General features: G+C 65.7%; 13 protein-coding genes. 4 read left to right on the forward strand and 9 right to left on the reverse strand.

Annotation, left to right across the window (positions count from 1 at the left end):
• Positions 1 to 88: 88 nt before the first annotated feature.
• The 7 genes from SB751_RS26130 to SB751_RS26160 form a co-directional block, all read right to left on the reverse strand.
• Positions 89 to 385, reverse strand: coding sequence for a contact-dependent growth inhibition system immunity protein (locus SB751_RS26130; RefSeq protein ID WP_186296975.1), 297 nt, complete (start codon positions 383 to 385; stop codon positions 89 to 91).
• Positions 386 to 390: 5 nt separating this feature from the next.
• Positions 391 to 1221, reverse strand: a complete 831-nt coding sequence (locus SB751_RS26135) for an RNase A-like domain-containing protein (RefSeq protein WP_144202640.1) — start codon at positions 1219 to 1221, stop codon at positions 391 to 393.
• A gap of 105 nt (positions 1222 to 1326) precedes the next feature.
• Complete coding sequence (locus SB751_RS26140; RefSeq protein ID WP_144202643.1) at positions 1327 to 3288, reverse strand: TRAP transporter large permease subunit; 1962 nt, start codon at positions 3286 to 3288, stop codon at positions 1327 to 1329.
• A complete protein-coding gene (locus SB751_RS26145; protein ID WP_144202645.1) occupies positions 3285 to 3914 on the reverse strand; it encodes a TRAP transporter small permease subunit in 630 nt (209 codons plus the stop codon). Before SB751_RS26145 ends, SB751_RS26140 begins: the two co-directional genes overlap by 4 nt.
• A 103-nt stretch (positions 3915 to 4017) precedes the next feature.
• A complete protein-coding gene (locus tag SB751_RS26150; protein ID WP_144202647.1) occupies positions 4018 to 5148 on the reverse strand; it encodes a TRAP transporter substrate-binding protein in 1131 nt (376 codons plus the stop codon).
• A gap of 312 nt (positions 5149 to 5460) precedes the next feature.
• Positions 5461 to 6174 (reverse strand): response regulator, encoded by a 714-nt coding sequence (locus tag SB751_RS26155; RefSeq protein WP_280527779.1) that lies wholly within the window; start codon positions 6172 to 6174, stop codon positions 5461 to 5463.
• Positions 6171 to 7589 (reverse strand): cache domain-containing protein, encoded by a 1419-nt coding sequence (locus SB751_RS26160; protein ID WP_144202650.1) that lies wholly within the window; start codon positions 7587 to 7589, stop codon positions 6171 to 6173. The genes SB751_RS26155 and SB751_RS26160 overlap by 4 nt, the downstream gene beginning before the upstream one ends.
• A 367-nt stretch (positions 7590 to 7956) precedes the next feature.
• Between SB751_RS26160 and SB751_RS26165 the strand changes: the two genes are divergently transcribed.
• From SB751_RS26165 to SB751_RS26175, 3 genes are all read left to right on the forward strand, one after another.
• Positions 7957 to 10032 (forward strand): carbon starvation CstA family protein, encoded by a 2076-nt coding sequence (locus SB751_RS26165; protein WP_144202652.1) that lies wholly within the window; start codon positions 7957 to 7959, stop codon positions 10030 to 10032.
• 35 nt (positions 10033 to 10067) lie between these two features.
• Positions 10068 to 10262: a YbdD/YjiX family protein gene (locus tag SB751_RS26170; protein WP_092291010.1), complete on the forward strand. Its 195-nt coding sequence runs from the start codon at positions 10068 to 10070 to the stop codon at positions 10260 to 10262.
• A gap of 206 nt (positions 10263 to 10468) precedes the next feature.
• Complete coding sequence (locus tag SB751_RS26175) at positions 10469 to 10909, forward strand: hypothetical protein (RefSeq protein WP_144202654.1); 441 nt, start codon at positions 10469 to 10471, stop codon at positions 10907 to 10909.
• A 127-nt stretch (positions 10910 to 11036) separates the two neighbouring features.
• Here the strand turns inward: SB751_RS26175 and SB751_RS26180 are convergent, their stop codons facing one another.
• A complete protein-coding gene (locus tag SB751_RS26180) occupies positions 11037 to 11252 on the reverse strand; it encodes a hypothetical protein (RefSeq protein ID WP_211944201.1) in 216 nt (71 codons plus the stop codon).
• A 191-nt stretch (positions 11253 to 11443) separates the two neighbouring features.
• On the opposite strand from SB751_RS26180, the gene SB751_RS26185 reads away from it, so the two are divergent.
• Positions 11444 to 12358, forward strand: a complete 915-nt coding sequence (locus SB751_RS26185; RefSeq protein ID WP_144202659.1) for a LysR family transcriptional regulator — start codon at positions 11444 to 11446, stop codon at positions 12356 to 12358.
• Between the two features lie 69 nt (positions 12359 to 12427).
• Here the strand turns inward: SB751_RS26185 and SB751_RS26190 are convergent, their stop codons facing one another.
• On the reverse strand, positions 12428 to 15157 hold the full coding sequence (locus tag SB751_RS26190) for a DNA topoisomerase III (protein WP_144202661.1): 2730 nt from the start codon (positions 15155 to 15157) through the stop codon (positions 12428 to 12430).
• Positions 15158 to 15259 lie beyond the last annotated feature (102 nt).

Below are 15259 nucleotides of genomic sequence, written 5' to 3' on the forward strand. Positions count from 1 at the left end.
GGGAACAAGGAAATTTCGAGAGGACTACGATCGCTGACGCCAGCGTATCGCTCCCCTCTCCCCGCCCGGGTTGGAATCCCGGCCTTTTTTATATGGCCTCTTTCAGATGCCTTTGGACTTCCTCGAGGAAGGATTCGATTGTGAATCCCCAAACGGTCAAGTCAATCGCACAGTCGAACTCGCGCTGGAATGCCGCGTCGAGGTCCGCAATATGGTTCTTTCTGAATGCTTCGATTTCCAGAAGCATCGATTTCCACATAGTCGCGTCTGATTCGCAGATATAAGCACGAATCAACTCCTCCGCGTTCTGGCCCCACAAATCATAGTCCTGACCAAAATATATTCCGAGGAAATGGGATAGCTCCGTGTATCTCGTCTCGTCCATGACAGTTAGATATTCGTGTATGCGGTAAGAATATAGAACGGCATGTCGTTGTGCTGCCCGCGTTTCAGCACAACGGTTACAGTCCGTGCATCGTGCGATTTTCCCGTACTTCGTAGCAACACTCTTCCCACTGGCTTTCCCAAGATCCCCTTAAGCCTCAACGTGGAAGCACTGCCGGAGGCCCATGCCGCAATCTGTTTGCTTTGCGCACGCATCACGTCTGAAATCGCCTCTTCCGCCGCGCGTAAGTTGGTGAACGTTGAAGCCCTGTCCAGACCCGGTTCCCTGACAAGTCTCTCCCGCAGTTGCGCGTCAGTCTTTCCAACGTGCTTCCGAATCGTATGGCCGCCCGATCCGCCGGCGGTCTTCGCCTCGTGCTGCACCAAGTAAATCCGCCCTGTGGTAATACTCGCCACCCGCGCCGCCTTCAGCATGCCAGCGAGGCCGAATCCCACACCAATATCCAGCGACAGCCCGATATTGCCGGCCATGTCCGGCGGCGCCCGCATGGTCTCTGCGAGCTTCGTTGCGCCCTGCTGGGTCAGTGTTGCAGTGTCGTGCCCGGTCCAGGCTTGTCGCATGCCGCGCCAGGCCGTGTCCGCGCCATGCATGCCGAACGCGATACAGCCAGCTTTCGTCACGCCAGTCGGTTCCGGCGCAATGCACAGCACCCCGGCACCCACCATCTCCAACACGCCGCCGACGATGTCCAGCCCGCCCCATAGGCGGTTGGACATCATCTCCGTAGGACTGATCGATCGGTGCGCCAGCACCGCCGCCAGTTGCGGCGCGCTCATGACCACGCGCAAGCCGTCCATCTCGTCTGCCTGAGCCATCGGATTCCTCCCATGAAAAGAGAGGCCCGACGCTACCGACTCAGCACCAGCGCACTATTGAGATGGCGCAACTCCGCTCAGGAACGAGGAAATTGCGATCACCCCCTACCGATACAACACCTGCGGCAGCCACAGTCCAATCCCCGGGAAGATATAGAGCAGGGCCAGCGCCAGGATCTGGATGGCCATGAAGGGGAGCATGCCGGCGAAGATCTGGTTCAGGGTGACGTGGGGCGGGGCCACGCCCTTCAGGTAGAACGCCGCCATCGCCACCGGCGGGGAGAGGAAGGCCGTTTGCAGGTTCAGCGCCACCAGCAGGCCGAAGAACAGCGGGTCGATGCCGAAGTTGTCCAGCAGCGGGATGAAGATCGGCATGAAGATGATGATGATCTCGGTCCATTCCAGCGGCCAGCCAAGCAGGAAGATGATGACCTGCGCCAGGATCATGAACTGCACCGGGGTCAGGTTCAGCGACAGCACCCACTCCTCGACCAGCGCCTGGCCGCCCAGCAGCGCGAAGGCAGCGGAGAAGATGGACGAGCCGACGAACAGCCAGCACACCATCGCGCTGGTCTTGGCGGTCAGGAACACCGAGTCGCGCACCACGCTGTAGTTGAGCTGGCCGTAGGCCAGCGCCAGCAGGGCCCCGCCGAGCGAGCCTACCGCCGCCGCCTCGGTAGGCGTGGCCAGGCCGAAGACGATGGACCCCAGCACCGCCAGGATCATCACCGCGAGCGGGAAGAACGACGACAGCAGCATCTTGAAGATTTCGAGCCGCGCGAAGTCGAACCGCCAGTAGAAATACACCAGCAGCAGCGCCACCACGGCCAGCGTGACCCAGAACCACGTGGGGGCGGGCCGGGACTCGCCGGTGACGTCGGCGGCGGCAGTCACATCGGCGGCGGGCGTCGCCAGCGTCGGCTTGGCCTCGGCGGGTGCCGGGGCCGGTACCTGGGCGATGGGCGGCGCGGCGGGCGTGGCCGGCGTCAGCGCATCGGGGGCAGGGCTGGCTTCCTCGGGGGGCGCCTGGAGGCTGTCAAAGGATGCCTCCCCCTCGGAAGAGGACGACGACACCGCACCCATTTCCTCGAGTCCGCCCGTGCCGGCGGTCACCAGCGGGGAGGTTACGGCCGCGTACATCAGGCTCATCGACACCGCCACGAAGATCGCCGGCATCAGCACCACGCCGAGCTGGCGCGCCACGTCGCGCATCGGCACATCGACATTGCGCCGGCCCTTGAGCCCCACCAGCAGCGCCGGCAGCGCGCGCCGGCTCACGGTGTCGCGCAGCGTGGTGGCCAGCGGCGACAGGCGCACCGTGCGCTCCTCCGCCGACAGCGGCGGCGCCAGCGCCGGCCGCAGCTTCGCCAGCACAACCACATACACAATGTAGAGCCCCGCCAGCAGCAGCCCGGGGAAGAACGCGCCCGCGTAGAGCTGCACCACCGACACCCCAGCCGTGGCGCCATAGACGATCAGCAGCACCGACGGCGGAATCAGGATGCCCAGGCACCCGCCCGCCGTGACCGCGCCGGCCGAGATCGACGTGCTGTACCCGGCCCGCAGCATGGCCGGGAACGCCAGCAGCCCCATCAGCGTGACCACCGCCCCGACGATGCCCGTGGCCGTGGCGAACACCGCGCAGGTAATCAGCGTGGCCACCGCGAGCGAGCCCGGGATCCACGCCAGCGCCAGGTGCAGGCTGCGGAACAGCTTCTCGATCAGGTTCGCGCGCTCCACCAGGTAGCCCATGAACACGAACAGCGGGATCGAGATCAGCACATCATTGGTCATCACCGCGTAGGCGCGCTGCACCATCAGGTCCAGCGTCTGCGCCACGGCGATTTCCGGATTGGCGTGCCGGTACGCGAGCCAGGCAAACAGCACCCCCATGCCCATCAGCGTGAAGGCGGTCGGAAAACCGAGCATGATCGCCACCACGATCAGCGCCAGCATCAGCAGCCCGAGATGGCCGTTCGTCCAGTCCGCGGGCGAGGGCATGAACACGAACACGGCGCCGACAATCAACGCCATCAGCGTCAGGCCGAACCACAGTTCCTTTCTCATCGCGCGATGCCCTCGTATTTTTCCGAAGTCTTGGCCGGTGCGGGCGTCGCCAGCACGTCCTCGCTGCTCACCATCTGGCGCAGCTTGTCCACATCCACTTCCTCCACGTCATCCTCGCGCGCCGGCCAGCTGCCCTGCTTCAGGCAGACCACACAGCGGATCACCTCGGCCACGCCCTGCAGCAACAGGAAGGCGCCCGCCACGGGAATCATGGCCTTGAACGGGTAGATGGGCGGCCCATCCGCCGCTATCGATGAATGCTCGTTCTGCGCCAGCGAGACCTCGAAGAAGTCGATGCCCGCCCAGGCCAGCGCGATCACGCCCGGGAAGAAGAAAAGTAAATAGAGTACGAGGTCGATGCCCGCCTGCGCGCGCGGCGAAAGAAAGCCGTAGAGGATGTCGCCGCGCACATGGCCGCGCTTGGCCAGCGTGTAGGCGCCAGCCAGCATGAACAGCGTGCCGTAGAGCATGTTGCTCACGTCGAACACCCACGCATGGGGCGTACCCAGCGCGTAGCGGGAAAAAACCTCGTAGCTGATGATCAGTGTCAGCACGATGATCAGCCACGACGCCGCCTGGCCGACGAAGGTGCTGATCCTGTCGATCCCGAACAGGAGCTTTTGCACGGAGATGCCTTTTCAGGGAACGGTGAGGAGGACGGCCGGCGGCGGGCCCGCGCGATCACGCGCGCCCCGCCACCTGCCTTCTAGCGTGGACCCAGCCTCGAACTCAGCCCTTCTTCGGCGCGAAGTAGTAGGAAGACGCCATCCGATAGTCGACGTTGGTGTCGTTCTGCCAGCGCGTGCTGCGCTGCGCGAACGCCTTCATCGAATCGTTCACCTTCTTGAACATCGGATTTTCCTTTTCCTTGCGCGCCACGATCTCGTCCCAGACCTTGAGCTGCGCCTGCAGCACCGAGTTGGGCGTGGCATAGAACTTCACGCCCTGCTGCTGCAGCGCCAGGTAGTCCTTCGAGTAGCGGTCGATGGCCTTCATCGACATCTCCGCCGAACTCGCGTCCACGGCATTGGCGATCAGGGCGCGCAGCTTCGGGTTCAGGGCGTCGTAGCGCTTCTTGTTGAAGATGATCTCGAACTGTTCCGAACACTGGTGGAAGCTGCGCAGCATGCAGACCTTCGACACATCCTGGAAGCCCAGCGCGCGGTCCGAACTCGCGTTGTTGAACTCGGCCGCGTCCAGCAGCCCGCGGTCCAGTGCCGGCACGATCTCGGCGCCGGGCAGCGCGTTCACCGCCGCGCCCAGACCGGTGAAGATGTCGATCGACAGCCCCACGGTGCGGAACTTGAGCCCCTTGAAGTCTTCCGGCTTGGTGATCGGCTTCTTGAACCAGCCCAGCGGCTGCGTGGGCATGGGGCCGTAGAGGAAGGACACCACGTCGAGGTTCAGGCTGCGGTAGATCTCCTCCTGGAGCTCCTTGCCGCCACCGTACTTGTGCCAGGCCAGCAGCATGTTCGGGTCCATGCCCCAGGCCGGCCCCGACCCCCACAGCGCGAGCGCCGAGTTCTTGCCGTACCAGTAGGCAATCACGCCGTGGCCGCCGTCGAGGGTGCCCTTGCTGACCGCGTCGATCAGGTCGAACGCCTTGACCACGGCGCCCGCCGGCAGCAGCTCGATCTTGAGTTCGCCGCCGGACATGTCGTTGACCTTCTTGACGAAGTCGCCCGCGAACTCGTGAAAAATATCCTTGGTGGGCCAGGTGCTCTGCCAACGCATCGTCACGGGGCCTTGCGCCTTGACGATGGCAGGGAAGCCCATCGTCGCGGTACCCACGGCGGCGGCGCCTGCACCGCCCATGAACTTGCGTCGTGACACCGCGCTGCCTTTCTGCTTTGCTGCCATGACTGTCTCCCCATTATCTGTATTGGATGGACCAATCGACGAACCGCACGGACACCCGTGCGCGCAGGCATGGCGCCTGCACGCACGGCTGAGAACAGTGGAAGGAAAGAGGTAGCGCGAGGCAGTGGGAAGGGTCCGCAGCATGCGAGTGCGGACAATATGAGACATTCCCCCGACCTTCAGTTGTCTGAATGTTAGGCAACAGGCATCGCGCCAACAATGTAGGGGATACCCGATTCCGCGTGCGGCAGGCCGCAGTCGGCAATGAAGAAAAAGCAGGAAAAGGGAAAAAAGGGGGGAAGCGGGAAAAGGCTAGTTGCCGTCCTGCTCGCCGGCGAGCGATTGCACGGCGTACTTCACCAGCCCGGCGCGGCCCTCGATGCCGAGCTTGCGCTTGAGGTTGAGGCGGTGGGTCTCCACGGTGCGCACCGACACGCCGAGTTGCGCCGCGATTTCCTTGTTGGCCAGCCCCCGGCCGATGCCGGCCAGGATGTCGCGCTCGCGGGGCGTGAGCGCGTCCACCGGCCCCACGGTCTGCTCGGCCATGCCGCGCGCGATCCGGGCGCTGTAGAACACGCGTCCGGCCAGCACGGCCTGGATGGCGGCCAGCAGTTCGTCGGCCGGGGCGTCCTTGAGCACGTAGCCACGCGCGCCGGCACGCATCGCCTGACGCACGTATTCGAGGTTGTCGTGCATCGACACGATCAGCACGGCGAGTTCCGGATAACGGTCGTGCAGCGCGCCGGCCAGCGCGATGCCACCCATGCCGCGCATGCCGATGTCGGTAATCACCAGGTCCGGGCGCCGTTCGGGGCCGGCGGCGGCCAGCCAGCCGAGCGCCGCCTCGCCGCCATCGGCCTCGCCCACCACTTCGAGCCCGGGCTGGAGCGTCAGGTGCATGCGCATGCCGTCGCGCACCAGCGCGTGGTCGTCGATCAACAGCACGCGGGCCGGCGAGGCGAGTGCGGAGGAAGGCGCGGAGGAAGGCGCCGGGGAGGTCGTGGCGTCGTCGTGCGAAGCGGTCATGACTGCGAAATTTCCGATACGGGGGCTGGGGCGGGCGGCGGGGCGGGCGGCTGGGCGGAAAGACGCGTCGGCAGCGTGGCCACCAGCCGGGTGCCGGCCGGCGAGGAACTCAGCACAAACTGGCCATCGAGCGCGGCCATGCGCTCGCGCAGGTTGCGCAGCCCGATGCCGCGCTGCGGGTCTGACTGCATGCGGGCGACGTCGAAGCCCGTGCCATCGTCGCGCACGGTCAGCCGCGTCTGCTTGTCTTCAAAGGCGAGCGCCACCTCCACGCGCCGCGCATGCGCGTGGCGCTCCACGTTGGTCAGCGCCTCCTGGGCGATGCGGAACAGCGCGGTGGCCTGCTCGTCGGCCAACTCGCAGGGCTGGCCGGTCTGGGTGACGTGGATCTCCAGCGTGCTGCCGGCCTGCATCTCGCGCGCCAGATGCTGCAGCGCAGCGAACAAACCCAGGTCGTCCAGCAGGGCGGGGCGCAGGTTGCGCGCCACGCGTCGCACCTCGTTGAACACGGAGTCGAGCCGGTTCAGCGCCATGCCCAGCACCGGCGCCACCGACGCGCCCTCGGCCGGCGCCAGCTTGAGCCGGTTCGTGGCGGCCTCCAGCACCAGCTTCACCGACACCAGCAACTGGCTGATGCCATCGTGCAGCTCGCGCGAGAGCCGCGCGCGCTCCTCTTCCTGCGACTGCACCACCCGCCGGGCCAACTGGTGGAGCTTGGCGTCCGCCTCGCGGTGGTCGCTCACGTTGAGCGCGAGGCCGCCCGCCGCCACCAACAGGATGCTGATGCCGGCAATCACGCCGATCCACGCCATGGTCTCGCGGATGTCGGTTTCGGCACGCGCGTCGAGCTGGCGTAGCGTACGCTCCACATCGTCCAGATAAATACCGGTGCCGAGCATCCAGTTCCACGCGGGCACGGCCACCACGTAGCCAAGCTTCGGGGCGAGTTGCTGGGAAGACGGCTTCTTCCATTGGTAGCGCACCGCGCCGCCGCCGGCCTTGGCCGCCGCGATCAGCTGCTGGATGGTCAGCGCGCCCTGCGGGTCACGCATCAGCCACAAATCCTGGCCAACCAGTTCGGGCTGGCGCGGGTGCATCAGGTTGCGGCCCTGGAGGTCATAGAGGAAGAAGTAGCCGTCCGGGCCGTAGTCGAGCCGCGCCAGCGCCTCCATGGCGGCGCGGCGGGTGTCGGCATCGTTGCGGCCGGAGTCGACCATCGGCGCGATGGCGCTCTGCGCCAGTTCCACATAGTGGCGCAGCTCCATTTCCTTGCTCTGGAGGTAGGCCGCCTCCACCAGCGCGCGCTCGTGGCGGGCCAGCGCGGTGGCCTGATAGCGCACGGCCAAGGCGATGCCGAACATGGCCACCGCCAGCGGCGCCACGGCGAGCAACAGGATCTTCTGACGGAGTTTCATTTGGACCGGGGGTAAACACCGATGCCGGCAAGGCCGCGTCGCAGCGTCGCCTTACGTAGTACTACGCAAGCCCATTGCGTAGTTACGCGCTTGTGCCGGCTGGAGCGGGTGTCAATACTACACGCCGGATTGGCGGTGCGCCCCTGCGCCGCTCAATCCGTTGCAGTCAGCGCGCCGCGCCCGCGGCCCGGTGCGCTCCTGCCTGCCGACCAGATCCGGAACAGACGAGAACAGACCGGGCACGCCGCAGACATCCAGGAGACCCCCTTTCCTCGCAGGATCGTCCGCCGCTGCCCCGGCACCCCCACCTCTGCCCGCCATCCGCGTCGCCAGGTTTTTCATTTCCGGTCTGAGGAGACCCTTCAACATGAATCGCATCGGACAACACCTGTTGTGGCTGGCCGTCGCCGTGCTCGGCGCGTTTGCCTTCGCCACCGTCGCGCTGTCGCGCGGGGAAGCCGTCAGTGCGCTGTGGATCGTGGTTGCCGCGCTCTGCATCTACCTGATCGCCTACCGCTACTACAGCCGCTTCATCGCCGACAAGGTGATGCAGCTCGACCCCAAACGCATGACGCCCGCGTGGCGCCACAACGACGGCCTGGACTACGTGCCGACCAACAAGGCGGTGCTGTTCGGCCACCACTTCGCCGCCATTGCCGGCGCCGGCCCGCTGGTGGGCCCGGTGCTGGCCGCGCAGATGGGCTACATGCCCGGCATGCTGTGGATCCTGGCCGGCGTGGTGTTCGCCGGTGCGGTGCAGGACTTCATGATCCTGTTCATCTCCACGCGCCGCGACGGCCGCTCGCTGGGCGATCTGGTCAAGTCCGAAATGGGCACGGTGCCCGGCATGATCGCGCTGTTCGGCTGCTTCATGATCATGATCATCATCCTGGCGGTGCTGGCGCTGATCGTGGTGAAGGCGCTGGCCGGCTCGCCGTGGGGCACCTTCACCGTGGCGGTGACCATCCCCATCGCGCTGTTCATGGGCATCTACACCCGCTACATCCGCCCGGGCCGCATCGGCGAGGTCTCCGTCATCGGCTTCGTGCTGCTGATGCTGGCCATCATCGGCGGCCAGTACGTGCACGAGAGCGCCACGCTGGCGCCGCTGTTCACCTACGACGGCAAGGCCCTGACGTGGATGCTGATCATCTACGGCTTCATCGCCGCCGTGCTGCCGGTGTGGCTGCTGCTGGCGCCGCGTGACTACCTGTCCACTTTCCTGAAGATCGGCACGATCATCGCGCTGGCCATCGGCATCGTGATCGTCGCGCCGGAGCTGAAGATGCCGGCGTTCACGCAGTTCGCCCAGGGCGGCGGGCCGGTGTGGTCGGGCAACCTGTTCCCGTTCCTCTTCATCACCATCGCCTGCGGCGCGGTGTCCGGCTTCCACGCGCTGATCTCGTCGGGCACCACGCCCAAGCTGCTGGAGAACGAGTCGCACGCGCGCTTCATCGGCTACGGCGCGATGCTGGCCGAGTCCTTCGTCGCCATCATGGCGCTGGTGGCCGCCTCGGTGATCGAGCCGGGCGTGTACTTCGCGATGAACAGCCCGGCGGCCGTGATTGGCACCACGCCGGAAGCCGTGGCCCAGGTGGTGTCGACGTGGGGCTTTGTCATCACCCCTGACGTGCTGATCGAAACCGCCAAGAATGTCGGCGAGAACACGATCATCTCGCGCGCCGGCGGTGCGCCGACGCTGGCCGTGGGCATCGCCCACATCCTGCACCAGGTGGTGGGCGGCCAGGCCATGATGGCGTTCTGGTACCACTTCGCCATCCTGTTCGAAGCGCTGTTCATCCTGACCGCCGTGGACGCGGGCACCCGCGCCGGCCGCTTCATGCTGCAGGATCTGCTGGGCAGCTTCGTGCCGTCCATGCGCCGCACGGAATCGCTGCCGGCCAACCTGATCGCTACCGCGCTGACCGTGGCGGCCTGGGGCTACTTCCTGTACCAGGGCGTGGTGGATCCGCTGGGCGGCATCAACACGCTGTGGCCGCTGTTCGGCATCTCCAACCAGATGCTGGCCGCCGTGGCGCTGGTGCTGGGCACCTGCGTGCTGGTGAAGATGAAGCGCGGCCAGTACGCGTGGGTGACCGCTCTGCCGACCGTGTGGCTGCTGATCTGCACGCTGACTGCTGGCTGGCAGAAGCTGTTCGATGCCGATCCGAAGGTCAGCTTCCTGACCCACGCGGCCAAGTTCAGCGACGCCATCGCCCAGGGCAAGGTGCTGGCCCCGGCCAAGACGATGGAGCAGATGCACCGCATCGTCTTCAACGACTACCTGGACGCCGGCCTGTGCGCGCTGTTCATGTTCGTGGTGCTGTCGATTGTCTTCTACGGCTTCAGGACGGCCCTGCAGGCACGCGGCATCACCAAGCGCACGGACAGCGAGACGCCGTTCGAGCCGCTGCCGGCCGGCACCTCGGCCGCGCAGCACTGATCAAGCACCTTGATCGCCATCCACAGGAGGCCACCATGCTGGATCAAATCGGGACCATGGGCCGCTACCTCGGCCAGTCGCTGCGGCTGATGGTCGGGCTGCCCGACTACCAGACCTACGTGGCCCATATGGAGTCCACCCACCCGGACCGCGCGCCAATGACGTACGAGGAATTCTTCCGCGAACGTCAGGAAGCCCGGTACGGCGGCGGGCAGGGCAAGTGCTGCTGACGTCACCCACAATGACGTGACGAAAGCGACCCTCCGGGGTCGCTTTTTTCATCCCGGATAATCAGGTGTTGCGTTTACACCGCGATTTTTAACCAATAGATACCGTTTCTGGAGCGGGTTACAGGGCCTCACAACTGGTTACAGCAACGGCACGGCCCGTTCTCTACACTCCGGTTCCAGATGCACGACTGATAAAGGAAAATACGATGTCTCGCCATCTTCGCACCCTCACTCTGGCCCTTGCCCTCTCGGCGGCTGCGCTGCCGGCGTTCGCAGGGGGTGACCTGAACAATGCACTCGGCGGTGGCCTGGGCGGCGTAGCTGGCGCAGCCGTGGGCGGCGCGCTGGGCGGCAGCACCGGCTCCGTGATCGGCGGCGCGGTGGGCGGCGGTGCCGGCGGCGCGCTGACCTCCAGCAAGCGCGAGCGCACCGGTGCCATCATCGGCGGCGCCCTGGGTGGCGGCGCCGGCACAGCAGCCGGCAATGCCATGGGCGGCCGCACCGGCGGCCTGGTTGGCGCAGGCTTGGGCGGCGCGGCGGGTGCAGCGCTGGGCGGCAACGTCTCGCGCAGCAACTCGTACGACGACGATCGCCGCTACTACAAGAAGAGCAAGCATCGCCGCCATCGTCATCGCCACGACGACTAAGTCATTGGCTGGCAACGAAAAAACGGGCTTGAAGGCCCGTTTTTCCATGGCGCGCGGCAAGCATCGCGCGCATAAACAAAAAGCCCGTACTGGTCAGGTACGGGCTTTTTGGCGACTGGCGGCTAGATCAGAGCGCGGCGCCGTCGGTGTAGACGTCGAAGTTACCGGCACGGGCGCCTTCGCCGAAGGAATCGAACTTGCCGGTGCGGGCACCATCGGTGAAGGCGTCGAACTTGGTGGCGCGGGCACCGTCGGTGTACGGGTCGAACGTGGTCTTGGCGAATGCCGGGGCGGCGGAGAGGGCGGCAACCAGGGCAACGGTCAGGGCAAATTGGCGCTTCATGGCGAATCCTTTCTTTATTCGATGGATGCCGGCGCTCGGAATGTGGATGGTGCGATGCGGCATCAGGTGATGCGATATTAGGCATTCCCCTGATATGAATAAATATTGCCATCCACAATGATTGATTGTGCTTTTCACAATAAATCCCCCGGATCGTGTAAAAGTTCACGGGTGAATCGGGAGACTATGTCATGGATCGGCTTCAATCGATGCGCGTCTTCGCCAAGGTGGTGGAACTTGGCAGTTTTGCACGTGCGGCGCAGCAATTGGAAATGTCCAATGCCGTGGTCACGCGCTATGTGGCGGACCTGGAAAGCCACCTGGGCACCCGGCTGCTGAACCGCACCACGCGCAGCCTGTCGCTGACAGACGCCGGCGAAACCTACCTCCAGCGCTGCAGCCAGATCCTCGAGGATGTGGAAGAAGCCGAGTCGGTGGTCACGGCGCGCAGTCAGTCGCTCTCGGGCACGCTGCGGCTGGTGGCGCCGGTCATGTTCGGCCTGCACCTGCTGCCGCAGACTCTGGAACGCTTCCAGCAGCTCTACCCGGACGTGGTATTCGACGTGCTGCTCTCGGACCGCATCGTCGATATCGTGGAAGAAGGCCGCGACGTGGGCGTGATGCTGTCCGACCTGGGCCTCGGCTCGCACCTGGTGGCACGGCCGCTGATCTCGGCCGAGGTCATCCTCTGTGCCTCGCCCGGCTACCTGCGCGCGCACCCGCCGCTGCGTAACGCCCAGGACCTGGCCAGCCACCGCTGCATCGCCATGCGCCTGCCCACGGCCGAGCACGAATGGACGCTCTCCGGCCCCGAAGGCGACGTCACGGTCCCGATCCGGCCCGGCCTGCTGTGCAGCAACGCCGAACTGGCCCACCAGGCCGCGCTGGCCAACATGGGCATCGCCATGCTGTCCTCCTACCTGGCCCGGCCCAACATCGAAGCCGGCCGCCTGACGCACATCCTGCCCCAATACCAACTGCCGCGCCGCGACGTGAGCGTGGTCTACCCCAGCCGCAAGTTCCTGCCGACCAAGGTGCGCGCCTTCATCGACTTCCTGCTCGAGGAAGGCACGAAGCGGGCCGGGGAAGCCAGCGGGCAGAAGTAGGGGAAATAAGAAGGAAGGTTCGAAACCCCTCTCCGCATGCCGGGAGAGGGGTGAACGCCGTACGCGGAATTACTCTTCGGCGTCGGCCGTCGCCTTGGTGGCGGCGCGGGTCTTCTTGGCCGCCGGGGTCTTGGCTGCGGCGGTCTTGGTTGCAGTCTTGGTTGCAGTCTTGGTGGCCGCCTTCTTGGCGGGTGCCTTCTTGGCGGCTACCTTCTTCGCTGCCGGCTTGGCCGGCGCGGCTTCGGTCTCGGCTGCTTCGGTGGCGCCGGTGGCTTCGGTGGTCTTGGCCCCCTTGGCAGACTTGGCTGCGGCGCCCTTGGCGCCGGCCTTCGGCTCGCGGGCCTCGAATTCGAAGCCGATCTTGCCGTCCGGCTGCTTCACCAGGAAGGCCTTGAAGTTGCGGCCCGTGCGCGACGACTTGAAGCCGGTCAGCAGGTCCGTCTTGCCCGCCGTCAGCAGCTTGCCGATCTGCTCGCGCGAGATTTCCTGCTGCAGGATGATCTTGCCGGTCGTGAAGTCGCAGGTCTTCTCGCTGCCCACGGCGTTCTCGCAGACGTACTTCATGCCGTGCTCGTAAACCGCGCCGCTGCACTTCGGGCACGACCCCACCGGGGTCTGGGCGCTGAAGTCGATCGGCTCGCCATCGGCATCGTCGTCGTTCTGGCCGAAGTCGAACTCCATCTTCCAGTTGCCGTCGTCGCCCTTGGCCAGCTTCAGGATGGCCGCGAACGGCCGGCCCATCTTGCTGCGGAAGCCCTGCAGCGGGCCAATTTCCTTCTTCAGCAGCAGTTCCTCGACTTCCTCGATCTCGAACTGGCGGCCGCCCGGGATCTTGCTGATCGAGAACTCGCACGCGGTGCAGGCAAAGCGGCGGTAGTTCTCCTTGACCTGGCCGCCGCACTGCGGGCACGGGGTGTCCAGCGTGGCGTAGTCGCCCGGAATGGTGTCGCTGTCGTATTCCTTGGCGCGCTTGACGATCTGCTGCGTCATCTGCGCGATCTCGCGCATGAATTCGTCGCGCTTGAGCCGGCCGCGCTCGATCTGCGACAGCTTGTGCTCCCACTCGCCGGTCAGCTCGGCCTGCGTCAGTTCGAGCACGCCCAGGCCGCGCAGCAGCGTCATCAGCTGGAACGCCTTGGCGGTCGGGATCAGCTCGCGGCCCTCGCGCACGAGGTACTTCTCGGTCAGCAGCCCTTCGATGATGGCCGCGCGCGTGGCCGGCGTGCCGAGGCCCTTGCCGGCCATGGCCTCGCGCAGCGCGTCGTCGTCGACGAGCTTGCCCGCGCCTTCCATCGCCGACAGCAGCGTGGCTTCGTTGTAGCGCGCCGGCGGGCGCGTGGTCAGGCCGACGGACTCGACCTTGTCGGTCTTGACGCGCTCGCCCTTGTCCACCGGCACCAGGTTGGCGTCCTTGTCGTCCTTGCCCTGCGCCTCGCGGCCGTAGATGACCAGCCAGCCCGGGTTGACCAGGACCTTGCCCTCGGTCTTGAAGTGATGGCCGGCCACCTCGGTGATGCGGGTGGTCACCTGGAACTCGGCGGCCGGGAAGAACACCGCCAGGAAGCGGCGCACCACCAGGTCATACAGCTTCTGCTCGGGCTCGGACAGGTTCTTGGGCGCCTGCAGCGTCGGGATGATAGCGAAGTGATCGCTGATCTTGCTGTTGTCGAAGATCTTCTTGTTCGGCTTCACCCAGCCGCTGGCCAGGATCTTCTTGGCGTGCGTCAGGTAGTTGGGCGAGCTGTCGGCCAGCATGCCCATGGTCTCCTTGACCGTCTCCAGGTAGTCCTCGGGCAGCGCGCGGGCGTCGGTACGCGGGTACGTCAGCACCTTGTGCTTCTCGTACAGCGCCTGGGCCAGGCCCAGCGTGTTCTTGGCGGAGAAGCCGAAGCGCGAGTTAGCCTCGCGCTGGAGCGTGGTCAGGTCGAACAGCGCCGGCGACTGTTGCGTCGACGGCTTCGATTCCTCGGTGACGGTGCCCGGCTTGTCGCGGCAGGCCGCCACGATGCTCTTGGCCTCGGCCTCGCTCCACAGGCGCGATTCGCGCGCCTCGGGGTCGAACTCGTTCTTCTTGAACTTCGGGTCGAACCAGCGGCCTTCATACAGGCCCTTGGCGGCGATGAACTCGGCGTGCACTTCCCAGTAGTCGCGCGGCACGAAGTGCTTGATCTTCTCCTCGCGCTCCACCACGATCGACAGCGTCGGGGTCTGCACCCGGCCCACCGTGGTCAGGAAGAAACCGCCGCCCTTGCTGTTGAACGCGGTCATCGCCCGCGTGCCGTTGATGCCGACCAGCCAGTCGGCCTCAGACCGGCAGCGCGCGGCATCGGCCAGCGGCATCATTTCCTGGTCGTCGCGCAGCTGCGCAAACCCGTCGCGGATGGCCTGCGGCGTCATCGACTGCAGCCACAGCCGGCGCACCGGCTGCTTGGCCTTGGCCTGTTGCGCGATCAGGCGGAAGATCAGCTCCCCCTCGCGCCCCGCATCGCAGGCGTTGATCAGGCCGGTCACGTCCTTGCGCTTGATCAGCCGGTTCAGCACCTTCAGCCGCGACTCGGTCTTCTGGATCGGGCGCAGGTCGAAATGCGGCGGAATCACCGGCAGATTGGCGAAGCTCCACTTGCCGCGCTTGACCTCGTAGTCGTCCGGCGCGGCAATCTCCACGAGGTGGCCCACGGCCGAAGACAGCACGTAGTCATCGCTCTCGAAGTACTCGTCGTGCTTGGTAAAGCCCCCGAGGGCGCGCGCGATATCGGCGGCGACCGATGGCTTTTCCGCGATGATGAGGGCTTTAGACATTGAACGGGTCCTTGCGGCACGGCTCCCGTCAGGGGAAGCCAGCGCCTCTTGATTGGCACTGCTAATTATGTAAACAGCACGCCTGGGCTTTGAGGCGCCAAT

The organism is Cupriavidus sp. SIMBA_020 (assembly GCF_046535395.1).
Taxonomy (GTDB): Bacteria; Pseudomonadota; Gammaproteobacteria; order Burkholderiales; family Burkholderiaceae; genus Cupriavidus; species Cupriavidus campinensis.